Annotated in this window: 23 protein-coding genes and 1 pseudogene; 9 read left to right on the forward strand and 15 right to left on the reverse strand. The window is 69.2% G+C overall.

Translation table 11 applies throughout. From position 1 onward, the window contains the following. Window positions 1-108 precede the first annotated feature (108 nt). A complete protein-coding gene (locus BDD21_RS14590) occupies window positions 109-1,059 on the forward strand; it encodes a tyrosine-type recombinase/integrase (RefSeq protein ID WP_211335062.1) in 951 nt (316 codons plus the stop codon). Between the two features lie 88 nt (window positions 1,060-1,147). Here the strand turns inward: BDD21_RS14590 and BDD21_RS14595 are convergent. From BDD21_RS14595 to traL, 8 genes and pseudogenes are all read right to left on the reverse strand, one after another. Further along, window positions 1,148-1,993, reverse strand: a pseudogene (locus BDD21_RS14595) (DDE-type integrase/transposase/recombinase); the annotation flags it as partial. A 45-nt stretch (window positions 1,994-2,038) separates the two neighbouring features. Next, window positions 2,039-2,659, reverse strand: coding sequence for a hypothetical protein (locus BDD21_RS14600; protein ID WP_120797767.1), 621 nt, complete (start codon window positions 2,657-2,659; stop codon window positions 2,039-2,041). An 88-nt stretch (window positions 2,660-2,747) separates the two neighbouring features. Further along, on the reverse strand, window positions 2,748-3,407 hold the full coding sequence (locus BDD21_RS14605; protein ID WP_245969611.1) for a cytochrome P450: 660 nt from the start codon (window positions 3,405-3,407) through the stop codon (window positions 2,748-2,750). A gap of 154 nt (window positions 3,408-3,561) precedes the next feature. Further along, window positions 3,562-4,740: a DNA polymerase IV gene (dinB, locus tag BDD21_RS14610; protein ID WP_120797768.1), complete on the reverse strand. Its 1,179-nt coding sequence runs from the start codon at window positions 4,738-4,740 to the stop codon at window positions 3,562-3,564. Between the two features lie 77 nt (window positions 4,741-4,817). Then, complete coding sequence (locus tag BDD21_RS14615) at window positions 4,818-6,140, reverse strand: TraB/TrbI/VirB10 family type IV secretion system protein (RefSeq protein ID WP_120797769.1); 1,323 nt, start codon at window positions 6,138-6,140, stop codon at window positions 4,818-4,820. After that, a complete protein-coding gene (locus BDD21_RS14620) occupies window positions 6,137-7,138 on the reverse strand; it encodes a TraK domain-containing protein (protein ID WP_120797770.1) in 1,002 nt (333 codons plus the stop codon). The genes BDD21_RS14615 and BDD21_RS14620 overlap by 4 nt, the downstream gene beginning before the upstream one ends. Continuing rightward, complete coding sequence (locus BDD21_RS14625; RefSeq protein WP_120797771.1) at window positions 7,135-7,731, reverse strand: TraE/TraK family type IV conjugative transfer system protein; 597 nt, start codon at window positions 7,729-7,731, stop codon at window positions 7,135-7,137. Before BDD21_RS14625 ends, BDD21_RS14620 begins: the two co-directional genes overlap by 4 nt. After that, on the reverse strand, window positions 7,728-8,009 hold the full coding sequence (gene traL / locus BDD21_RS14630; RefSeq protein WP_007193353.1) for a type IV conjugative transfer system protein TraL: 282 nt from the start codon (window positions 8,007-8,009) through the stop codon (window positions 7,728-7,730). The genes BDD21_RS14625 and traL overlap by 4 nt, the downstream gene beginning before the upstream one ends. Before the next feature lie 205 nt (window positions 8,010-8,214). Between traL and BDD21_RS14635 the strand changes: the two genes are divergently transcribed. Beyond that, window positions 8,215-8,493 carry a type II toxin-antitoxin system TacA family antitoxin gene (locus BDD21_RS14635; protein ID WP_120797772.1) on the forward strand — a complete coding sequence of 93 codons (279 nt, stop codon included), beginning with the start codon at window positions 8,215-8,217 and terminating at the stop codon, window positions 8,491-8,493. 191 nt (window positions 8,494-8,684) lie between these two features. On the opposite strand, the gene BDD21_RS14645 is transcribed toward BDD21_RS14635, so the two are convergent. From BDD21_RS14645 to BDD21_RS28675, 7 genes are all read right to left on the reverse strand, one after another. Beyond that, window positions 8,685-9,353 carry an IncC plasmid conjugative DNA transfer DtrJ family protein gene (locus BDD21_RS14645; RefSeq protein WP_245969612.1) on the reverse strand — a complete coding sequence of 223 codons (669 nt, stop codon included), beginning with the start codon at window positions 9,351-9,353 and terminating at the stop codon, window positions 8,685-8,687. Further along, window positions 9,343-9,729 (reverse strand): hypothetical protein, encoded by a 387-nt coding sequence (locus BDD21_RS14650; protein ID WP_120797773.1) that lies wholly within the window; start codon window positions 9,727-9,729, stop codon window positions 9,343-9,345. Before BDD21_RS14650 ends, BDD21_RS14645 begins: the two co-directional genes overlap by 11 nt. Before the next feature lie 8 nt (window positions 9,730-9,737). Beyond that, complete coding sequence (gene traD, locus BDD21_RS14655) at window positions 9,738-11,558, reverse strand: conjugative transfer system coupling protein TraD (protein WP_120797774.1); 1,821 nt, start codon at window positions 11,556-11,558, stop codon at window positions 9,738-9,740. Beyond that, window positions 11,555-13,759, reverse strand: coding sequence for a MobH family relaxase (mobH, locus tag BDD21_RS14660; RefSeq protein WP_120797775.1), 2,205 nt, complete (start codon window positions 13,757-13,759; stop codon window positions 11,555-11,557). The genes traD and mobH overlap by 4 nt, the downstream gene beginning before the upstream one ends. A 77-nt stretch (window positions 13,760-13,836) precedes the next feature. Then, entirely contained in the window at window positions 13,837-14,409 is a 573-nt protein-coding gene (mobI, locus tag BDD21_RS14665; RefSeq protein WP_245969613.1) for a conjugative transfer protein MobI(A/C), read from the reverse strand. Window positions 14,410-14,692: 283 nt separating this feature from the next. Further along, window positions 14,693-15,046: a hypothetical protein gene (locus BDD21_RS28670; RefSeq protein WP_245969614.1), complete on the reverse strand. Its 354-nt coding sequence runs from the start codon at window positions 15,044-15,046 to the stop codon at window positions 14,693-14,695. 185 nt (window positions 15,047-15,231) lie between these two features. Further along, window positions 15,232-15,516, reverse strand: coding sequence for a hypothetical protein (locus tag BDD21_RS28675; RefSeq protein WP_245969615.1), 285 nt, complete (start codon window positions 15,514-15,516; stop codon window positions 15,232-15,234). Between the two features lie 814 nt (window positions 15,517-16,330). Here BDD21_RS28675 and BDD21_RS14680 point away from each other — a divergent pair. Genes BDD21_RS14680 through BDD21_RS14710 form a run of 7 tightly spaced genes read left to right on the forward strand, consistent with a single transcriptional unit; the run spans window position 16,331 to window position 22,061 of the window. Beyond that, the gene (locus BDD21_RS14680; protein WP_120797777.1) at window positions 16,331-17,338 is read left to right on the forward strand and encodes a ParM/StbA family protein; all 1,008 of its coding nucleotides are present in this window, start codon (window positions 16,331-16,333) and stop codon (window positions 17,336-17,338) included. After that, window positions 17,328-17,600: a hypothetical protein gene (locus BDD21_RS14685; protein ID WP_120797778.1), complete on the forward strand. Its 273-nt coding sequence runs from the start codon at window positions 17,328-17,330 to the stop codon at window positions 17,598-17,600. Before BDD21_RS14680 ends, BDD21_RS14685 begins: the two co-directional genes overlap by 11 nt. Continuing rightward, window positions 17,593-18,687, forward strand: a complete 1,095-nt coding sequence (locus BDD21_RS14690; protein ID WP_120797779.1) for a lytic transglycosylase domain-containing protein — start codon at window positions 17,593-17,595, stop codon at window positions 18,685-18,687. Before BDD21_RS14685 ends, BDD21_RS14690 begins: the two co-directional genes overlap by 8 nt. Then, a complete protein-coding gene (locus BDD21_RS14695; protein WP_120797780.1) occupies window positions 18,672-18,986 on the forward strand; it encodes a hypothetical protein in 315 nt (104 codons plus the stop codon). The genes BDD21_RS14690 and BDD21_RS14695 overlap by 16 nt, the downstream gene beginning before the upstream one ends. Before the next feature lie 11 nt (window positions 18,987-18,997). Next, window positions 18,998-19,618 (forward strand): FlhC family transcriptional regulator, encoded by a 621-nt coding sequence (locus BDD21_RS14700; RefSeq protein WP_245969616.1) that lies wholly within the window; start codon window positions 18,998-19,000, stop codon window positions 19,616-19,618. Next, on the forward strand, window positions 19,618-20,619 hold the full coding sequence (traF, locus tag BDD21_RS14705) for a conjugal transfer protein TraF (protein WP_245969924.1): 1,002 nt from the start codon (window positions 19,618-19,620) through the stop codon (window positions 20,617-20,619). The genes BDD21_RS14700 and traF overlap by 1 nt, the downstream gene beginning before the upstream one ends. Then, the gene (locus BDD21_RS14710) at window positions 20,616-22,061 is read left to right on the forward strand and encodes a conjugal transfer protein TraH (protein WP_120797781.1); all 1,446 of its coding nucleotides are present in this window, start codon (window positions 20,616-20,618) and stop codon (window positions 22,059-22,061) included. Before traF ends, BDD21_RS14710 begins: the two co-directional genes overlap by 4 nt. Window positions 22,062-22,072 lie beyond the last annotated feature (11 nt).

Raw genomic sequence — 22,072 nt, forward strand, 5'->3', positions numbered from 1 at the left:
CGTTTCCCTCGGTCAGTTTGCACTTCCAAGGGTACGCCTCCCCGGCGCTCCTGCCACTCCTTCAGGATGCTTGATCGCCTACCGAAACACGCGGTTTTGGACCAACCGATGATCAAGGCCTTGGAGCGCAACCTCTCGATCAACACCCAGCGCAGCTATCGTGACATGTTGGCGTTGCTGCTGCCCTTCGTCAGTCAGCATCTGCGCAAGGCGATTGACCATCTAAAGATCACCGACCTGACGCCGGATCTCATTCGCGCGTTTCTCGCCGATGTCGAAGTGCACCGGGGCTGCCTGGTGGCAACCCGAAACCAGCGCCTCGGCGCCGTGCATGCCTTTGCACAATTCATCGGGGAGCGCAATCCGGAGTCTATCGAGTGGTGTATGCAGGTACGTCAGATCCCGTTCAAGAAGACGGACCATCCACTGCTCACGTCCCTCGACAAAGCGGAGATGGATGCGCTGCTGGCGTCGCCGGATCGACAAACGCAGCAGGGACAGCGTGACTATGCGCTGTTGCTGTTCCTGTACAACTCGGGGGCGCGTGCCAGTGAGGCCGCATCACTCAGGATCGGGGACATCGATTGGTACGCCCCCAGCGTCAGGATTCTTGGTAAAGGCAATAAACAGCGCCTGTGTCCGTTGTGGTCAGTCACAGGCGATGAATTGCGCCGATTGGCGGCGCAGCGCGGGCCGGAGCAACGCGTGTTTCTGAATCGCAATGCTCAACCGATTACCCGCTTCGGCATTCACACCTTGGTCGAACGCCATGCCTTGAGAGCCTGCGCACGGGCCCCGTCGCTTGCCACGAAGCGCGTCAGTCCGCATGTCATCAGACACAGTACGGCGACGCACCTACTGCGTTCGGGGGTGGACATCAACACCATCCGGGTTTGGTTGGGTCACGTCTCGCTGACTACGACCAACATCTATGCAGAGACCGACCTGGAGACCAAAGCCCGTGCTCTCGCCACCTGCGCGCCACCGACGGATGGGCAGGAGGCGACGACGTCCTGGCACACGCGGCCCGATCTGATGGCGTTCCTTCGGGGTCTTTGACCGACAGTTATGTGACGCTTGTCTGACTGGTGGCTCGGCACTGCGGGACGAGTCAGACGGTGCGCCACATAATTCACGGCGCCACATACTGATAGGGCGAGTACGGCAAGGTGGTCTGGTGCAGGACACCCAGACGGGCCAGTCCGGCCACCGTCTCCTCGGCCAGCATCGCCGCGCCGTTGTCGGTCATCAGGGCACGCGGCAGGCCGCGCTTCATGAACGCTTGGGACAGCCCGTGCACCAGCACCTCGGCGGTCTCGTTGGTGTACCACTGCAGATGACAGACCAGGCGCGAGCGGTCGTCGATGACGCCGAACAGCAGCGGCGTGAGCCAGGTTCCGGACGGCATGAGCACCTTTCGCGAGCCGTGATGGAAATCCAGGTGCCAAAGGGCGGCGACATGCTCGACCTCGAAGCTGCGCACCTCGCGTTGCTCCAGGCGATCGCGTGCGGCCAACGCGCCGGCGGTATCGCGCTTGGGCGCGGCACGGCGCACCATCCCGTGGGCCTTCAAGTAGCGCCGCACGCTCGGATAGGACGGCACCGGGGTGGCGGTGCCGGCGAGGGTCGCGGCCAGGTTGTCGCGATGCAGCTGGGCGGTCCAGCCGGGATGATCGCGGTACTGCGCCTGCAGGGCCTCGCGTGCGGCGGGCAGCACACTCGGGAAGGCCCCGCGGTCGGCGCGCACGCGATTGCGCAGCACCGCCACCGGATCGGGGGCGGCGCGCGCGGCGTAGTACCAGCGCTCGAGGGTCGACACACCGAAGCGCACGTCCAGGCCGGTGACGGGATGGCGCCAGGTCTTGGCGGCCAAGGCGGCGAGTGCCGCCTGCAGGTCGCCGTCCGGCGGCGGGGCGGCGAGCAAGGGTCCGATGATCGCAAAGCGCACGCGGGCCCACCGCTCGCGTTGCGGAACCTCGATGGGGATCGGCATCCGGGTCTCCCGGCCACGGTGCCGGGGGATCCGGCACCTTCGCGATCAGCCTAGCGGGGGACCCGGACGCCTTCGAGCTGCATCCTCTGCGTGGCGTCGGCCGCCCTCGTGCAGCCTGCACGAACGACTCGTCAAGGGACTCAAAAAGCGCAGCAATGCCGCCAGGGCCTCCGCGGCATCGCCGAGGAAGCGCTCGAGCAGACTCCCCGGCGCCTGCTGCAGATCCACCGGCGGGACAAAGCGGCCCTGCGCACCGCACCACAGCGGGGTCTGCGCCAACTGCTCCCGCCACCAGGTCTGCCAGCGTCGCAGGGTGCGGATCGGGACCGCCAACGTCGCGGCCAAGGCGTGCGCTTTGGGGTGCTGCCCGGTATGACGCACCGAGGCCACCACGACGATCATGCCGAGATAGACCCGCCGGCCCAGGAACCGCACCGAGCGCGGCGTCAGGCGCCGCCGACACTGCGCACAGCAAAAGCTGCGACGCGTGGCGAACGCCTCGCGCCATGGCTCCGGACAGCCTCGGGGTTTACGGGGGTAGTCGGCCCGATGCAGCGTGCCGCCGCAGGCGGGGCAGCCCTCCGCTCGGGCGGCCTCGGCGAGATCCTCGTCGATGTGCAGCAACAAGGCGAAAAACGTGGGGCTTTCAAGTAAGGCGTGGCACACTGATGGAGTCTCTTTGTCTTCGCAAACAAGAGACTCTCCCGACGGGTGCTGTTGTTCAAGCACCCCGAGGGAGGCCCACCGCTCTCCCTCATGAAAGATGACGATTTAAGGGGTAAAACCCATCAGGGAAGGTGGCCGTACTCAGTGCCCGCTGTCGGCGATGCTCCGGAGTCGGGAGCCAATCCGGGATCTGCAGCAGGCGATCGAACTGGCGCGTGGCGATGGCCTGCAGGGCCGGAACCGTGGCGGCCACCGTCGCGGTCCGGGCGGTGCTGTCGACCCTGAAGAGTGCCTCGGTGACGATCGACAGCGTTAGCCCGTCCATCTCCTGTTCCACATCCGCCTCCTGACCGTCGTGCCAGCGCTCGGTCAGGGCGAGCGCGTGGCGCGCCATGCTGTCGGCATAGCCGCGCACCTGCTGCAGGTGCAGGGCAGGGGCGATCATGCGGCGATGGCGTTTCCACGCCTCGCCTTCGCTGGTCAGAAGACCGACCCCCAAGGTCTTCTCGAGGATTCTGCGCACGAGCGGATCCCGCGCCGGATGCCGATGCTTGGTCACCTGCAGGTCGCGGATGAGATCCGGATGGGAGACCAGATAGACACGCCTGGGGCCGAGCCGGAATCCGACGATTGGCGCGATCCGCGCGCTTTCGGCGAGGAAGCCGAGCCGGTCCTCGCGAAAGTCCCGCAGACAGCCGGTGAGCCAATGGCCCTTGCGCTCGACCAACGTATAGGTCGCGGTGCTCATGCCGGCCTTTCCTCCCGTGTCCAAGCGGTCTGGGTCTTCGGTGCCGAGGTGGACAGTAGCGATGGTGTTGGCGAGAAGGGCCTTTACAAGCGGTCGGCATCCGCGTCGAACCGCCCGGGAGAAGCTTCTTGTCAACGACAGGGTCGATGCATCGCTACGGCCGCCGAGAGAGTCCACGCTGAATGCAGTGCCTGCCGAACCGGCGCCGGATCGCGTCGAGCGTCGCGTCGAGACGATCATCGGCGTGATTGCCCTCGCGGGTATCCATCTCCGCGAAGAGATCCGGCTGCACGGGCGCCTGCGCCCAGTCGGAGAGACCCAGACCGATCAGCCGTACCGCCCGACCGGCGTGCGTGTCGGCCCGGTACAGGTCCCACGCCGTGTCGAAGATGACGCGATCGTCCGCGGTCGGTGCCGCCAGGGTCCGGGAGCGGTTATGGGTTTCGAAGGGGTGCAAGCGGATCTTCAAGGTGACCAGCGTGCCTTTGCGCGCGGCGTGTCGGGCCAGGTAACCGACCTCCTGCGCGGCCCAACGCAGGGTGTCGCGCAGCACCTCGGTGTCCACGACATCCTCGGCGAAGGTCGTCTCCTTAGAAATCGATTGCCGCTCTGTGGCCGGATGGACCCGGTCGTCGGCGATCCCGTTGGCCTGCAGATGCACCTGCGTGCCGGTGCGTGCGCCCAAGCGTCGGCGCAGATCTTCCAGCGGCCGGGCACGCACGTCGCCGACCGTCCGCAAGCCGGCCTGTTCGAGTCGGCGGCCCGTCACGGCGCCGACGCCGCGCAGGGCGGCGAGCGGCAGCGGATCCAGGAAGGCGCGGACCTCCTCGGGGCGCACCACCAGGAGTCCATCCGGCTTGCGGGCGTCCGAGGCGAGCTTGGCGATCAGGCGGTTCGGACCGATGCCCACGGAGGCGGTCAGGCCGACCGCCTCGCGGATGGCCGCCTTGGCGCGCCGTGCGACGACCTCGGGCGGACCGATCAGCCGCTCCAACCCGGAGACATCCAGGTATGCCTCGTCGATCGAGACCGGCTCGACGCGCGGTGAGAGGGTGGCGAGCACCCGCATGATCTCTCGCGACACGCCGGCATAGCGCGCCATATCCGGGCGCACGTAGACCGCATCCGCCGGCAGACGGCGCACCGCCTCGGCGATCGGCATGGCCGAGTGCACGCCGAAGCGGCGCGCCTCGTAGGAGCAGGTCGCGACCACGCCGCGTCGACCGGGCTCGGCGCCGACGACCAATGGGCGCCCCCGCCACTGCGGGCGGTCGCGCTGCTCCACCGCCGCATAGAAGGCGTCGAGATCGACGTGCATGACGAGGCGGGACATGCGGCGATGGGTCCTCGGTTGCCGGGATTCGGAATCGGCGCGCGGGCGAAGCGACCGACGCCGAGCGTGCGGCCATGTTACTCCACTACATCGGCGAGCTTCATCGACACCCCGCGGTTGAGAATGAACTCCGCCCCGCGTCCCGCATCGACCTCGATCACCGGCAGCAGCTGCTCGGCCATGTCCAGATAGTAGTTCGCCAGACGATCCATCGCGCCGCCGACGCCTTGCGCCGAGGCGGCACTCAGGGCTTGGGGCGTGAGCATGGACTGGAACTGCAGGTCGGTGCCGGTGCCGGTATTGACCGGGATCGTCGGCATGCGGTTGAAGATCTGCGAGAAGGATTGCAGGAACCCCGCCTGCAGCGCCTTGGCGAGCAGCACACCTTGTTTGGAGACCACCCGCCCGCGCACCCCGACCTTGCCGTCTTCGCCCACCGCATAGCCGTCGATGGGGATCTCGATGACGCCGCCGTCGTTGCGGATGCAGCTGAAGGTCTCTCCGCGCAGATAAGCCCGCTCGGAGGCCAGATCCCCGAATCCGCCGACCAACAGGAAGCACTCGCGCAGGTCCGCACGGACCCGGTTGGGCAGGATCGCCTGGTGTTTGACCCGGATCAGGGCCGGCACGGGATCCTTGCGGGCGTTCTGCCCGGTCGGCATGTCGATGCCGTTGAGCAGCACCCCTTTGAGGATGGCACCGGCGGGGATATAGACGGATCCGGGCTCGGCGGTGCCGGGCGGAGTCGACACTGGCGCCGTCGAGGCCGGCGCGGCGACGGTGCGGATCTGCAGGGTGCGCCCCGGTGTTTGGGCGGGGACGGCGGAGGAGGGTGCCGCGCCCGGCACGGACGGCGGTGTCGTCGGCGGGCCGAACAGCGCCTCCATCGGCGCCGGTCGGTGCGGCTGCGCGGCGGTGCCGGCCGGCGATGCCGGATCCGCAGTATCGGGCTGCTCCGGTTGCGGCAGTCCCGGCGGGCTCGCCGACTGCCGCGCTTGGACGGCGAGGGCCTCGCGCAGTTGATCGATCTCCCCGCGCAGCGCCTCGAGTTCAAGCGCGTTGCCGAGATCCTGCTCGCGCGGCGCCGGCCCGAGCGCGGGGGTGTTCGGTGCCGCGGTTGCGCTGCGCTCGAGGTTGCGCTGCACCTCGCTCATGCGCTTTTCCATGCGCTCCAGGCGATTGACCAGGGCCTCGATCCCGAGTTGCCGTGGATCCGCATCCGTGAGGATGTTGCGCACCAGGGTGTCGCGCGGCGACGGCGAGTGCAGGCCGGGGGTCTGCGCCGGGGCGAACAGAAAGCTCCCCGCCGTCAGGACCGAGACCACGAAGACGCCGCCGCCGAGGGCGGCGACCCGTTTGGCGTTGGGCGAGAGGTTTTCCCAGTGTCGGTGCAGCCTCATTGCGGCTGCCCGGTCGTGCGATGCACACGCGTTTCGCGGGCGAGGACGAAAAAGACCTCGGTCTCCTCGCCGGGCGCGAGCACTCGGCGCGGCCAGGCGCCCATCGCGGCGACGGTGGCGGTGTCCGGGCGGCAGGTGTCGTGCTCGAGCGTGATGGCGTGCGCGGCGGTGTTGGCGACTCTCGCCTTCACCAGGTCGGACGCCGGTCCCTGCGCGCGTTCGCCGTGGCGCACCTTCAGGCCGTCGGCGCAGCGCAGCTTGGCACCCTCCGAGCCCTTCGCGATCCGAAAGCCCGCCGGCATCCGACCTTGCGCCAACGCGCGCAGCTGCTCGACCAGGTCCGAGACATAGGACGGCCCTTCGCCGTCGCCGTCCCGGTCGGAGGCGTTGGCCAGCATCGGCATGACGGCGACCGGGTCGGCCGGGGCGCGCGTTGCGGTCGCGTTCCCGGCACGCTTGCCTTGATATCCCGGCACCGTGAGGCGGACCTCGCGCGGCGGGACATACCGCGGGGCCAAGGTCAGCGCCAGCGCGAGGGTGCTGCCTTGTCCGTCGCCGATGTACAGGGCCACGGGTTCTTCGGTGTCGGTGGCGACATAGACCACACTGCCGTCGACCTGGGTCGAGGCATTCGAGACGGTATGCACGACCGGGTCGGCAAAGGGCGTGACGATGCGGTTGAGGTGTCCGATGGCGATCTCGATCAGCACCGTGGTACCCGGCGTGACGTCGAGGTTGCGCGGACCCAGCTCCAGGGTGACCGGCAGGCTGCCGCCGGTACGCCGAGCCGGAGTCGCTTCGCCGCCCATGACGGTGCGGATGAGGCCCTCGGGCGACGCCTCGGAGCGCGACGTCTGCAGGACCGAGGACACCGCGCTCGGCGTGCACCCGGCGTCGAGCAGCGTGCAGGGAACCGGGGGAATCTCGAAGGCCGGGTCGGCCTGTGCGCTCGACGCGGCCAGGACGACGGCAAGAATGGAGAGGCGTCGGGTGATCATGTCTTCGCGTCCTCGTGGTGGGCATCGCGGGTGGTGCGCGGATCCCCGCGATACACCTCCAGATGGGTGATCAGCGGGCGGTAGTTGCGGAACTCGACCCGCAGCTCGTAGGTGCGTCGGTTGAGCACGGGGGCGGCCGCCGGGCCTTCGGTCTTGTGCTGTCCGGTGACGAAGACGGTGCGGGTGGCGGTGTCGTAGGCGACCGTTTGCGGGGCGAAGTGCATGGCGATGTTCTCGCGCTTGATCGCCTCGGTCTGATCGGCGATCGACTTCATCACCTCGCGATGCAGTCCCCCGGCGAGCAGCGGCTCCAAAACGCGTACCAGCCCGTCGACGGTGGTCGGGCCGACATTGCCGAGCAGCTGGGCGACGTAGACACCCCAGGACTCCTCGACCTGCTGGCTCGCGTACTCGCGCGCGATCGTCACCTCGCCTTCCAACACCGGCGGAACCAGCACCACGGTGCGCTCGACCTGACCGACCAGTCCGACCAGGATCAGGTTGGAGGCGACCAGGACCAGCACCGTGATGCGCCAGACCCGGTTCTCGAGTGTCGTGCCGCGCCAGGTGGAGAGAAAGTCGCCGAGGGTCATGGCACGTAGTGCCGCGCGAAGGGGTTGGGCGTGGAGCGTGCCCCGAGCGGCATGAGGCCGAACCAGTAGATCAGATGCAGGGCGTAGCCGTCGGCTTGGCGATCGCGAAACCGCCGGTAGCCGTGCGAGAGCAGGGCGCCGAGCAGCAGGGCGATGGTGAGCTGTCCGGCGAGGATGCCGGCGACGAGCGCCAGCACCAGCGGCATCAGATCGTCCATACGCCACAAGAGCAGCGTGGGCGGTTCGTCGATGTGGTGGGGAAAGTCGAGGGTCTCCATCGGGTGCCTGTGGCGCGGTTTTGACGTGAGCGCATGGTGCGTCACGCCTTTCCGGCCCGCGACGGCGAAAACTCGCTCCAAACGCCCGCTTTGCCGCAGGTGGAATGCGTTGTGTCCACAGTCACGGCGACGCTGTATTCCGACTCCGGCGGTTTAAAATGGTCGTCGTCATCTCGTCGATCACCGAAGAAGCGCGGAGACCTTGATGCCGAGAGAAACGAAACGCACCGCCCGCTTCGAGGCGGGGGTATCGCCCGAGGTACTGGCCGTCGTCAGGCGCGCCGCCGAACTCCAGGGACGCAGTGTCGACGATTTCGTCGTTGACGCCGCTCGGGACGCGGCCCATCGCACCATCGAGGATGCCGGCATCATCCGACTGTCCGTCGAGGATCAGCATCGGTTCGCGGAGGCGTTGCTGAACCCGGAACCGCTCTCGTCATCGATGGAGCGCGCGGTCGCACGCTACCTTCGCCTGAACGCGTAACGGTCGTTGCCGGAAACGGATGGACGCAACTGACGATCACGCTGCGGCGTTCAATGCCCGCGATGGATTTCATTGCTTTACAAGCCAAGCCAACCGTCTCTTCATCCCGATCGGCGAGATTGCATAGCGGCTTTCGGGAGCGGGCCTTGGCCGGCCGTGACATGTGTAGTGGTTGCGATGCCGGACGCGGTTCAGAGCTGCTTCTGCGTATGGGTCACCACGAACGCCACGCACAGCGCCGAGGCGACACCGAGCATCGGAACCGCGAGGACCGGCATCGCGATCGGCGCGAACAGCAGCAGCCCCTCGATCAGCCAGAGGACGAGCAGGATCCGCAGCGCCGTGTGGTGCGCCAGCGGGCTGGCGTAGACGAATCCGTACTGCCGGATGCGACGACGCAGCCAGCCGTCGCCGAGCGCCGCCACCAGCACGATCGCCATGAAGGGCCACCAGGCCAGCAGCAGCGCAATCCGGCGCAGCGCCTGCGCGAACGCGCCCCAGATGACATCGAGCCGTCCGCGCAACCAGGCCCAGGCGGGACTCGCGCCGATCGGCTCCAGGCCGTAACCGGACTCCACGCCCGGTCCGGTTGCGACCAAGCGATAGGTCCAGGGTGCGATGCCGGTCTCCACGAAAAGCGTGTCGTACCACCGCGCGCCCCTCGCCTGAATCGCCTGCGCCGCGTCGGCCCCGAGTGTCTCCACGAGCCGACGCTGTTCGGTCTGCTCGACATTGCGTGCCCAGTCGCTCGGGATGAAGGAGGCGAAGAGGATCAGTTCGAGCAGGAAGAGCAGCAGGGTGGAGGCAACCGCCCACAGCCACACGCCGCGACCCTCCTTGGTGTTCGCGCTATCCCACACGGGAGGTCTGTCTCGGGGGCACGCGCCGGGCCAGCACCCGGCGCTGCGGCTCGGTCAGCGCCCGCGCCACGCAATACTGGTCTCGGCGTGCCAGGGCGAGGGTGATGCCGTCGACGAAGGCCGCGAAGCGTGCAAGATCGTCCTCGCCGTCGCTGCGGGCGCGACGGTAGGCGGCGATGCCCGCGCGCACCATGGCCAGCACGGGTTCGGCGGGATCTTCCCCGGACGGCGCGGGCGGGCAGGCGAGCAGCGCGACCCGCGCCATCAGGCCGAGGGCATCCGGCCACTCCAACTCCAGGGTGCGCAGTGTTCGGGCGTCGGCCCGCGACAGGGACGACAGCGCCAGTCGACCGGTCGGATCGCGACGGTGCGGCATCCCCGTCGTCACCGCTCCGCCGGCGGCGGCAGGGGCTCGCCCAGGATCGGCAAGCGACCTTTGGAGACGCGCCCGCCGGGCCAGCGGGCCAGGTACTCGAAGTTGGGCAGCTCCCCGAGCAGCGCCGCCGGGAACAAGGGCGCTTCGGCCTCGTCGAGGCGCTCCCCGGCATTGCCGGTGTAGAGCAGCGGTCGGTCGCTCGCGGTCGTGGAGCCTTGGCTCTTCACCACCGTGCACAGCCTCACTGCGGGGAGACTCTCGGCGATGTACTCCTGCGTCTTGGCATCGATCACCCGCATCGCGATCAGCCCGTTGAGGTTGCCCAGCACCTGGCGGGCCTTCTCCTCGCTGCCCATGCGCGCGGCGAAGTCCGCGAAGGTCTGAGTGGCGATGGTCAGACGCAGCCCGGCCCCGCGCCCCTTGTTGAGGAGCTGGATCAGCGGGTCGGAGACCGTCTCGGCGGCCTCGTCGATGAAGATGTCGGTCGGGCGCGGGTGGGCCTCGTGGTTGTAGATGGAGCCCGCCACCGCGGCCAGATCGGCGGTCAGCATCGAGCCGATCGCGCTGCCCACGATGGGATCGGAGAGACTGTCCAGGCCGACGTAGAGGACTTCGCGCCGGGCGATGATCTCCCCGATCGAGGCCGCTCGACGCGGATCGTTCGGGTCCGTCTCGTCGGGCGAGAGCAGACCCTCCAGGTGCCCGGAGGTGAGCATCACGATCACCGGCATGAGGCTCGCGACCATCTTGCCGAAGTGCACGGCCTCGTGCTCAAGCAGGCCCCCGAGTCCGTCGATGACGGTCGAGGGATGCTCGCCGCGCACGCGCTCGCGGTAGAAGGCGAGCAGACCCCGCGCGCGTCGATTGGCATCGCGGGCCTTGTTGATGTAGGGACCCGCGTGCTCCTGCCAGTGCGGCAGATGGGTGTCGAAGTAGCGCTGCAGAACACGTTCGACCAGCGCATCCGCACCGCCTTCCAGATAGCGGCGCAGCGTCACCAGGGTCGGGCGCTCCTCTACGGCCAGCAGCCCGTGCACGGCATGGCTGAGCGCCATCTGCCCGAACGCCTTGAAGGGATCGTTGCCCGTTTCCGAGGGGATCAGCGCGGCGACCCGGCTGGCCAGCTCGGTGGCGCGCTGGAAGTTGCGCAGCGGATCGAGGCGCACCGAGGCGGCGGGAAAGGCCGGATGAAAGGAAACGAAGCGCTCGGGTGTGCCGGCCAGCATACAGGCGCGCTCGGCGGCGGCGCGCAGACCGCGGTCGCCCTTGGGGTCGAGGATCACGACCGCATCCCCGCGCAGCACCGCCTGGGTGACCAGTAGATCGAACAAACGGGTCTTGCCGCACCCGGTGGTCCCGACGATCAACAGGTGGCCTTCGGTGTGGGCGAGCGGAACGGTGATCTCCGCATCGGCACCGCCGAGCCCGTGGATCCAGGTCGCGCCCAGACGGGCGGGATCGCGCGGGGCGAACAGTTCGGGTCCGAGCCGGACCAGATCCAGCGCCTCCTGCGCATGTCGGGCCTCCCAATCGAACCCGCGGCCCATCCACAGCAACCCCGGCCAGGAGGGCACGCGCGCGGCGAACACTTGCGGGTCGATGAACTGCTGCGGGCGCCCGCGCAGCCAATCGCGCCGGTTGATGCCGCGCACGGTGCCGGGCAGCCAGGTGAGCGCCATCACCAGACTGCCGACCCCGAGCCACCGAAAAGAGGCCGCGTGCAGATCCCACAGCTCCGCGGTGGCCCAGGACACGGCCGCGATGCCGGTCCACAGCAGCATGGCGGGCAACTCGAAGAGCGGACGCCAGGGATTGGCATAGGTGCTCACGGGCGCCCCGCGAGAATGATCCCGCGCGTGTCGGGAATGAAGTCCGGCTGATGCTTGAAGCGCCGCAGCAGTTTCGAGGGCGGGATGCGGTGTTCAGAGGCCAGGGCCGCGAGGGTGGCGTGGTCGATCAGCAGACCGTTCGGGAGCGCCGTCGTCGGCACGCGCCCGTCGCGGCACTGCGTTGCCAAGTCTTCGGCGAAGGCGCGTGCGGCGCTTTTGCGCGGGGGCGGTTTGGGCGGATCGGTGGCAAGGGCGGTGGCGCCGGGTCGTGACTCGGGCGGGTCGATGGCGTCTGCTGCCCCGGCCGGGTCGTCCGTGCCCGGCGCAACTCCGAGGGGATCTGTCGCAACGCGATCGCATGGAGGCACATCCAGCGGCTCAACCGCCGGCTCGACCAGCCGATCGAGAAGCGTCGTCACCGCGGCGCTGGCCTCGACCGTGAGCATCGCCCGCATCCGTCCGTCGATCTCGCGCACGCGCAGCAAGGGGCGGCGCGGATCGATCGCGAGCAGGCCGCCGTCCCACAAGGCGTGCAGGACGTCGGCGGGTTCCATCCCGATGCCGGGCACGACGAGTGCCGTCAACCCCTCGGGGTAGGGGATCAGCAGATGGCGATCGTGACGGGCGAGGATCTCGGCGGGGCGTTCGCCGTCCGCGATGGACCGCAGCAACGTGATCAAGGCGAGGCCGCCGGTGCCGCGGTCTGCGAGCCAGCTGTGAGCGGAACCGGTCGGGTCTTGCGATCCGGATGGTGTGCGCGTCTCGGTTGGGTCGGGCTCCGCGCTCACGGCTGCCGGGATCGTGCCCGGAGGTTCGACGTGCGTTGCCCTCGTGCGGTCGGACGCGGTGGGTAAACGGACCTGCGGTGCGGCTGGGGTTGCCTCGGTGTCGGGAGTATCGAGGGCATCGGCATCGCTCATGATGAGTTCGACCGTGTCGTCGTCCCGGACGGGTGCGCAGCGCGCGCCATCCTGCCAACGCGCCACCGGCGCCGGCGGATGTCCGGCGAAGACCAACTCGGGCGAGGCGAGCAGCAGCATCGTCAGCTGCACCGGCTTGCCGTCCTTCACGAGCGGCGCCGGGGCGATGCTGCGGTAGAAGCGGTCGCGCTCCTCCTCGCGATAGGTCGTCACATGACCGCGCTCCACCAGAATGTCGGCGATGGTCTCGGGTGCCTTGGGGATACCGGGGATCTTGTCCCGCGCCAGGAGGCCGGCGATGTCTTCGCCGCCTTGCGGCCAGACCACATGCAGCCCGTCGGCGAGCATCCACAGCCGCGCGCCGGGGGTGTTGACCGTCCAGGTGCCCTCGCGCACCAGACGGCGCATGGCGTCGATCAGGTAGCGGTCCACCGGCACGCCGAGCGCGAAGGCGTCGGGATCGATGCGGTTCTCGCGCAGATCGCGCGCCACGCTCGCCCGATCGGCGTTGCCGACCACCGTGCCCACGACCGAGGTCTCCTCCTGTCCGCCCACGACCGCGATCAGGTTGGCGAGGATCGCCGGATCCCGGCTCAGCCAGGTCTTGATCTCGGGGGTGAGGATGGCGTGCACCACCAAGGTGCCCATCTGCAGATGGGCATTGTGGCGGCGCGTCTCGCGCCAGCGCAGATAGTAGCGCTGCAGTCCATGCCGGCGGGCCCAGTCGAGCAGCGGCTCTTCATGCGGACACCAGGTCAGGGTGCCGTCGCGATCCGACACCGTCAGGTCGGCAACGGGCTTGCCGATGTCGTGCAGCAGCCCGGCCAGGCCGCTTGCGACCCGCCAGCGCGGCTCCAGGTGATAGCGGTCCTTGGGCTCGCGATCCAAGGCGAAGACGTGGCGCATCGACGCCTGCGAGGCGAGGAAGCCCACTTCCAGGGAATGGCGCAGCAGCCCGCCCGAGCCGCGGTGATGATGGGCCTCGGAGGCGGGCAGCAGGTGCACGAAGGCGGCGAGGCGGCGCACGACCGGCAGGACGAGCTGGCGGTAATCCGTATCGGTCATGCCTACGCCGTCCTGCAGGCGCCGGATCAATTCGGCTTGCTTGGCGAGCAGCGCATCGACGTCGGAGGCCGGCAGCCCCTTGATGAAGGGCGGGTAGCGCAGCAGGTCCTCGTCCGGATCGGGACTCGCAGTGCCCCGGGGTGCGGGCGTCGCTTGGACGGGTTCGGGACCCTGCGCGGCCGGTTTGGAACGGCGAAAGAGATCGAAGAGTGTCATCGGGGCATCCTGCACCGTCGCAGATGCGCCCGGCCATGGCGATAACCGCGCGGATGGGTCTGCTTTGCGGCGGACCGTCAGCGCGCGGAGTTGCCGTCCAGACCCAGCTCGCGGCACCGTTTGGCGGCGGCCCGAAAGCGGGTGCGCACCTCCGCGAGTTGGCGCGCGGCGGCGCGGATGGCGCCGAATCCCTGCTCGGCCTCCTCCACGAGCGGGCGCTGCCAGTCCCGTGCAATGCCGCGAAAGGCGCTCTTCGGGTAGCGATCCCCGTCGCCCTTGCGGATGTAGTCCGACAGATAGACGACGCCCGCGGCGGTGCGCACATGGCGGTAGGTGACCCACTCGATGGAGAAGGCACCGGGGGTGGCGCGCTCAGCCCGCTGCGGACGTACCCGTACGCCGATGCGACCCCATGCGCTGCGCGGCAGTTCGCGACCGGCCTCCGCCAGGCGTTGCTCGAAGGCGCTGCATCCTTGCTCGGCGCGCTCCTGCAGGGCCGCCAGGTTGCGCGCGATCCAGGCGTCGAGCGCCTCCGCGATATCGCTCGGTGCCCCATCCTCCTCGGTGGCGTCGTCGTCCTCGGCGTCCCTGCCCGTTGCGCCGGGCGGGCCTGCCCGGAAGACTTCCTCGAGCCTGTGGGCAGGCGGCATGCCGGCCGGGCGTTCGCACCCTCTTATCTTTGGTGAAACAGCACCCGCTGTTCTCACTTGCTCCGGGCAGCTTCCGGTCAGGGCAGACAGTGCCGTCGTCGCTCGGGCGGTCGGCGCGTCGCACGCTCCTCGTGCAGAGTGCAACCCTTCATGCAGGTCTTCCGTATTGCCGTTCGGTCGTCGTGTCATGGGTTGATCCGTAATCGTTCGGGACGGGCGTTCCTATTCGCGCGTCCATCGGGTGGGTGTCGCCGGACGGCGCAAAACGCCGCTCGGGTTTCCGTCAGACCCAGCTCGCGGCACTGCTTGGCGGCGGCCCGAAAGCGGGTGCGCACCTCGGCGATGTGGCGCGCGCCGGCGTGGATGGCGCCGAATCCCTGCTCGGCCTCCTCCACGACCGGGCGCTGCACGGCAGTCCGCGACCGGCCTCCGCCAGGCGTTGCTCGAAGGCGCTGCATCCTTGCTCGGCGCGCTCCTGCAGGGCCGCCAGGTTGCGCGCGATCCAGGCGTCGAGCGCCTCCGCGATATCGCTCGGTGCCCCATCCTCCTCGGTGGCGTCGTCGTCCTCGGCGTCCCTGCCCGTTGCGCCGGGCGGGCCTGCCCGGAAGACTTCCTCGAGCCTGTGGGCAGGCGGCATGCCGGCCGGGCGTTCGCACCCTCTTATCTTTGGTGAAACAGCACCCGCTGTTCTCACTTGCTCCGGGCAGCTTCCGGTCAGGGCAGACAGTGCCGTCGTCGCTCGGGCGGTCGGCGCGTCGCACGCTCCTCGTGCAGAGTGCAACCCTTCATGCAGGTCTTCCGTATTGCCGTTCGGTCGTCGTGTCATGGGTTGATCCGTAATCGTTCGGGACGGGCGTTCCTATTCGCGCGTCCATCGGGTGGGTGTCGCCGGACGGCGCAAAACGCCGCTCGGGTTTCCGTCAGACCCAGCTCGCGGCACTGCTTGGCGGCGGCCCGAAAGCGGGTGCGCACCTCGGCGATGTGGCGCGCGCCGGCGTGGATGGCGCCGAATCCCTGCTCGGCCTCCTCCACGACCGGGCGCTGCCCCGGGCGCTGCACGGCAGTCCGCGACCGGCCTCCGCCAGGCGTCGCTCGAAGGCGCTGCATCCTTGCTCGGCGCGCTCCTGCAGGGCCGCCAGGTTGCGCGCGATCCAGGCGTCGAGGGCCTCCTCGGCGTCCCTGCCCGTTGTGCCGGGCGGGCCTGCCCGGAAGGCTGCCTCGAGCCTGTGGGCAGGCGGCATGCCGGCCGGGCGTTCGCACCCTCTTATCTTTGGTGAAACAGCGCCCGCTGTTCTCACGTGCCGCGGGCAGCTTCCGGTCAGGGCAGGCAGCGCCGTGGTTGCTCGGACGCTTGCGGTGTCGCGCTCCCCTCGATCGGAAGGCGCAAGCGCGTTCTCGTCTTCCGTATTGCCGTTCGGTCGTCGTGTCATGCGTTGATCCCTGATCGCTCGGGACGGGCGTTCGTATTCGCTCATCCATCGGGTGGGTGTCGCCGGAGGGCGCAAAACGCCGCTCGGGGTTTCATTCGTGGATCCCTGTTCTCCACTGCAGAACCGCAACAGCGAACGCCGCGTTATCACCGATCGGTAGTCCGTTTCATTTCCGAAACCTATCCGATGATCGGGTCGCCTCTGTTTCTCTTTCCCGCGAATGGATGCCGTTCTCCATTGCCGTCAGGCGTCGGGAGGTTAGCACGCGTCATGCGTCGGGCACCGCCCGGAAAGACACCGTTTTCGGTCATTTAAACGGCTGGCGTTGCAGCGCCTCGACGCCAAGAATGCCGAGCATTCGCTGTCGCCTTCTCGTACGCCGATTGCGAATCTCTTGTGAACCTTGTCATCGGAATGCATCAGGACGGCGACGGCGTGAAGCGCGCTTGTGTACCGCCCGTGCATTCGGTGTGAACCCAACGGGCGGAGCCATGTACGTCGTCGGACTGGATATCGGCTATTCGAATGTGAAGATCGCGGCAGGGCCTCGCGGAGACCTGCAGCGACTCATCGTGCGCCCGGCCGGAGCCGCTCCGCGGGAGCGTCTGGGCGAGCGCATCGGCGCGGCCGCGGAGGAGGGCAGCGCGACGGGCACGGCCGTCGATCGGCCGGTCCCGGTCGATCTGGACGGCGTGCTCTGGGCGGCGGCAATCGAGCCCGAGCGCTTCGAGGACTGGCAGCGCCCGCTGCACGAAGACTATCCGGCCACCCCGAGCTATCACGCCCTGGCCCTGGCCGCGCTGCAGCTGACGGGGCAGCGCGCCATCGACGTGGTCGTGACCGGGCTGCCGGTCGCCCAAGCCGGCGACCCTCGCCGTCGGGAGCGCCTGAAGCGGCTTCTGACCGGGCGGCACGGCAACGGCGAGGCGCGCCTCGAGGTCGGGGAGGTGCGGGTCGTTCCGCAGCCGATCGGCGCCTACCTCGATCTGGTCTATGCCGCGACGGACGAGGAGATCCTCGAGCGCATCGAGACCGGCACCGTCATCGTGCTGGACGCCGGCTTCTATTCCTTCGATTGGGCGCTCGTCGTCAAAGGGGAGCTGCGCCGCAGCGCCAGCGGCACCAGCCTGGAGGCCATGTCGGTGCTGCTGGAGCGGGCCGCCCAGGAAGCCGCGGCCGAGGCGGGCGGCAAACCCCAGCCGCTGGGTCTGGAGGCCGCACTGCGTGCCGGGCGCGCACATGTGCTGCAGGCCGGACATCGCCTGTCGGTGCCGACCCTGCTCGGGCGTGTGGCCGGACCGGTCTGCGCGGTCGCCCTGGAGAGCCTGCGCCGATCCCTGCGCCGCGAGAGCGCGAGCGTGGATCTTGTGTTGATCGCCGGAGGCGGCGGAAGCTATTACGTGCGGGCGGCGGCCGGGCTGTTTCCGGGTGCGACGGTCGTGGTGGCCCCGGATCCGATCGGTGCGAACGCACGGGGGTTTCATCGCTATGCCGGCTGAGGCGCGCTCCCGCGATCTGCTGCGTGCCGTGGTCAACATCGGCCCGTCCCAGCCCGAGCTGCTCGCGGATCTCGTGCAGTTGCCCAAGCGCTCGCGGGCCGCCCGGCTGCGCCACCTCGCCGCCGTCGGGTTGTTGACGATCAAAGGCGGTGCCGTTGCGCTTGCCAAGGTCGCACCGGCAACGCCGTCGACGCCCGACGATCCGGCGGCACTGCGGCGCCGGGATCGACTCGTCGGTCGGCTGGGGCGGGTCGATGATTAAGTGCGCCTGGTTTGCCGGTGTCCTCTGCGGTGTGCTGGCCACGACCGTGTCGGTCCATGCCGCGCCGGAAGCAATCGACGGCGCACCCGTCGGTACGCCCGACAGCCACGGCCAAGCATCGCTGCCGTCGGTCTGGGCCGAACCGGCAGGGGCTCAAGGGATCGAACCGCATCTGCTCTATGCCGCCGCGCTGTCGGCGAGCGGGCGGATCGCGAACGGGCAGGCCGCGCCGTGGCCCTGGACGCTCGTCGTGGACGGGCGTCGCGTGCACTACGCGACCCGCGAGGACGCGCAACGCGCCCTGGACGACGCCTCGTCGGACGCGGCGACAGACCTCGCGGTCGGACTCCTGGCCGTGCCGGTGCGCCACCTGTGGTTCGGCGGCACGCCGGCCGAATTGTTGGATCCGGCGCGCAACCTCGCGCGCGGGGCCGCGCTGATCGCCGTCGGCCTGCGCGCCTATCCGAGCAACCCGGCGCGGGGGATCGGTCAGTATCGCGCGGCATCGGACACCGCTGCCGAGACCCTCGGCGCGCGGATCCTCGCGCTCGCCGAGGCGCTGAGCGATCCGGCCACCGGGTTTGCGCCATCTCCCGAACAGTCTTCCGCGCCTTCCGGGGCTCCGGCATCCGGCCCGCGTATTCGAACGGTCACGGCGGGCCTCCGTGCCCGCTGCATCGACCCTGACAAACAACCCGTCGCCGCGCTCGTGGAGGCCGCCGCGCGCCGCCACGGCGTGGATCCGGCGTTCGCGCTCGCGATCGCCCGGCGCGAAAGTGCGTTCCGTCAGACGGCGGTCTCCCCGAAGGGCGCGACCGGCGTGATGCAGCTGATGCCGGCGACCGCCGCGCGCTACGGCGCGAATCCGCGCGATCTGGAACAAAACATCGACGCCGGCGTGCGCTACCTGCGCGATTTGGCCGGGATGTTCGACGGCGACCCCGCGTTGGTCGCCGCCGGCTACAACGCGGGGGAGGGCGCCGTGATCAAGCACGGCTATCGCATCCCGCCCTATCGCGAGACCCGCACCTATGTCCCCCGCGTTCTCGAATCCCGATCGGAGTATCTGCAATGTCGACAGCCCTGATGCCGTCCTCGGCAATCCCCGACCTGCAGGACACCGTGCGGCGCTGCAATCGCCTCTATTGGATCGGCGCACGGGATGCCGCCCAGGTCTCCCCGCAGGTGGCCGCAACACTCTTCGGCGTCACCCCGGAGCTGGCCGAGTGGCTCGCCGGCGCCACCCTGGAGGCGGTCCTCGATTTGGCCGAGGCACCCGTCGTGACCTTCCGCGCGAGCCTCGACGCACCGCTTGCCCGGGCGCAGGTGCCGCCGACCTTGCGCAATCTGCATCTGGCGCTGCGTGCCGCCGGGGGTGCGGGTTGAGCGCAGATCCGATGAAAGCCAAGCCAGTGAGCACCGATCCGATCGGCACGGGGCGGATCGGTGTCGCGCCGATCAGTCTCGGAAACCGAAGTGCACGCGTGCCGGATGCCCGCCTCGCCCGGCACGACGCCGAGACCCTCGCGCTCGTCATGCTGCAGCACGGCGCGCGTGTCGGAATCGTGCACTGGGCCACCGGGCTGAAGAGCACGGTCCTTGCCGGCTGGTATCGACAGCTGCACGGACGGGCGCCGCCGCGCGGTCCGCTGCCGGACAGTGCCGGCTCGATGATCCGTACCCGCACCGAGCACGCTGCGGCCTCGCTCTTCGGTGTGGTCTATGCCGAGCACCGTCGCGACGGCGCCCTCGGGCGCATGATCGACCCGCACGGGCTGGTGCGTGCCTACGAGCTCTATCTGGCGCTCGTCTCCGGTCCGCCTGCGGGTGCTCTGGGGATCAACCAAGCCTGGATCGTCGCGCGGGATCTGCGCGCCGGGCTCGCCGCGATAGCCTGGTGCCCGTCCTGCGAGGCCCCGTACATCGCCTTGCGCGACGCGATCCTGATCGGGTGTCCGCTGTGCGCCCTCTATGCGCGGGCCGGCGGACGCGCCTCTCCTCGTCGAGCAGGGCCGTGATGCGACCGATCCGACACCGCGCCGACGCCCTCGCCGCGGGCCTCCTGGTCGCACTGACGGCCGTGCCGACGCTCGCGACACCCGCGGGCGGCTTCTACGCGCGCGATGCCGAGGGCTGGTTCTGGTATCGGGAGCCGCCCCTGCCCGAGCCGGTGCCTGTCGTGCCTGCGCCGAGCGCCGAGCCGCCGCAAGCGCCCGTCGAGGCGAAACCCTCCGAGCCTCTCGCGGAGGTCTCCCCCGGACCGGCGCCGCTCTCCGCACACTGGTTCCGGGAAAATCTGGACACCTACCGCGACCGCGCCATCGACGATCCGTCCCCCGAGAACGTGGCGGTCTACCTGCACCTGCAACGCATCGCGATGGACAAGTCCTCGCGCTTCGCCCGGGTGTCCGAGCGTGTGGTGCAGGGCGATCCCGTCCTCGACGAGATCACCCGTCGACCCACCGCCAACTTCGGCGCGAACCTGGCCGACAAGCAGGCGAGCGCCGCCGGCGACGCGCTGCTCGAACGCCTTGCCGGGGAGACCGCGCTCTGGTTCCTCTTCCGCTCGGACTGTCCCTATTGCGATGCGCAAGCCCCGCTCCTGGAGGCCCTCGCGCAGCGCTACGGCTTCGCGGTGCTGGCGGTCTCGCTCGACGGGGCCGGCCTCGCGGACGGGACGTTTCCCGCCTTCGAGATCGACCGCGGTCAGGCCGAGGCGCTGGGCGTGATCTCCACCCCGGCGATGTTCCTCGCCCGCCCGGATCAGGGTGCGGTGGCGCCGATTGCCCAGGGACTGCTCTCGCTCGCCCAGCTGCGCGATCGCATCGTCCTCGCCGCCGTCCAGGCCGGCTGGGTGAGCGAGGCGGAGGCGAGCCGTCTCCGAGCGGGTTCGGCCGATCGGGGCAGCGCTGCCGCGACGCTCACCGCACTCCCCGAGGATCCGTCCGCCTTGCTTGAGGCACTGCGCGCGACCGTCCCACCCGACACCCGACCCGACACCTACCAGGCCCCTCGATGAAGATCCGACTCGCATCCTCCCTTGTCCTGATCGCCGCGACGGCGTCGCCCGGCGCCGTCACGGCCGCCGGCATCGCCACCCAGTCGAGCATCATGTTCGACAGCATGGTCAATCTGACCAACCCCTCGGCGCACATGGGACAGCGCCGCGGCGCCTTCTCGGGCGGCTCGGTCGTGAACCGCAACCGCCTCATGAGCGAGTCGCTCTGGCATGTGGTCCCGCCGTCCTTCGAGGCCGGCTGCGGGGGCATCGACATGTTCGCCGGCTCCTTCAGCTTCATCTCCGCGGATCAGTTCCAACAGCTGATGCGCTCGATCGCGGCGAACGCGACCGGCTACGCCTTCGAGGTCGCCCTGACCGCCATGTGCCCGACCTGTGTCGAGGTCATGGAGTCGCTGCAGCGCAAGCTCCAGGCGCTCAATCAGGGCTACGCCAACTCCTGCCAGCTCGCCAAGGGTCTGGTCAACGACGTGGCGAGCGCCTTCGACGTGCAACACAAGGACAACACCTCGCTGGTGGCGATGGTGAAGGGCTTCGGCGACGTCTTCGAGACCCGCAGCCTGACCTCCGGGGAAAGCCCGGTGAACCAGGTCGCGAACAACCTGACCGAGGAGCAGCGCGCCGAGGCCGATCTGCAGGGCAATCTGGTCTGGCAGGCGCTCAAACGCCAGGGCGCGGCCGGCTGGTTCGTCGGCGGCGACGATGCCCTGCTCGAAGCCATCATGAGCGTGACCGGCTCGGTGATCCTCGGCCCGCCCGAGCCCGCACCCGACGGGGCCGGCGACAACTTCCGGGTCACCCCGCTGCCGGGCAACCTCATGAGCGTGCGCGATCTGCTCTGGGGCAGCAGCGCGCACGAGGACACCAGCAGTGGTCAGAGCACCGTCAACCATGTCGTGCGGCGCTACAGCTGCAACGACACGGCGGTCAACGGCTGCATGGCGCCGAGCGTGATCGCCGATACCCAGACCGTGGGGCTGGTGCAGTACACCGATCACCTGCTGCTGGGCGATCCGAACGTCGCGGGCAGCGTCGGTCTGGTGCAGAAGTTCCGTCTGGGCGCGACCGCACCGACCGCCCGCGAGCAGGCCTTCATGGAGCTCGCCCCCAACGGCATCGGCGCACAACTGCGCAACCTCGCCCGTCACGACGCGGGGCTGGCGCGGATCTTCGCCAAACAGGCGGCTCCGGTGATCGCGCTGGAGATGGCTCAGCTCATCATGTCCGACCTGCTGCGTGCCGCGGAGAACGCACTCGCGATGGGTGGCAGCGCCTACACCGCCAAGGTCGCCGAGCAGATCAAGGGCGCGCGCGAGCAGGTGTATCGCGAATACGCCGTCCTCGCCGCGCGCTACGGCAACGCCCAGACCCTGCTTGCCTACTACCAAGACCTGTCCGCCCAAGTGAAGGGCCGGGCCGAGTCCACTCCCAACCAGCGCTGAGGCACGGCAAC

This window comes from Thiocapsa rosea (assembly GCF_003634315.1).
GTDB lineage: Bacteria > Pseudomonadota > Gammaproteobacteria > Chromatiales > Chromatiaceae > Thiocapsa > Thiocapsa rosea.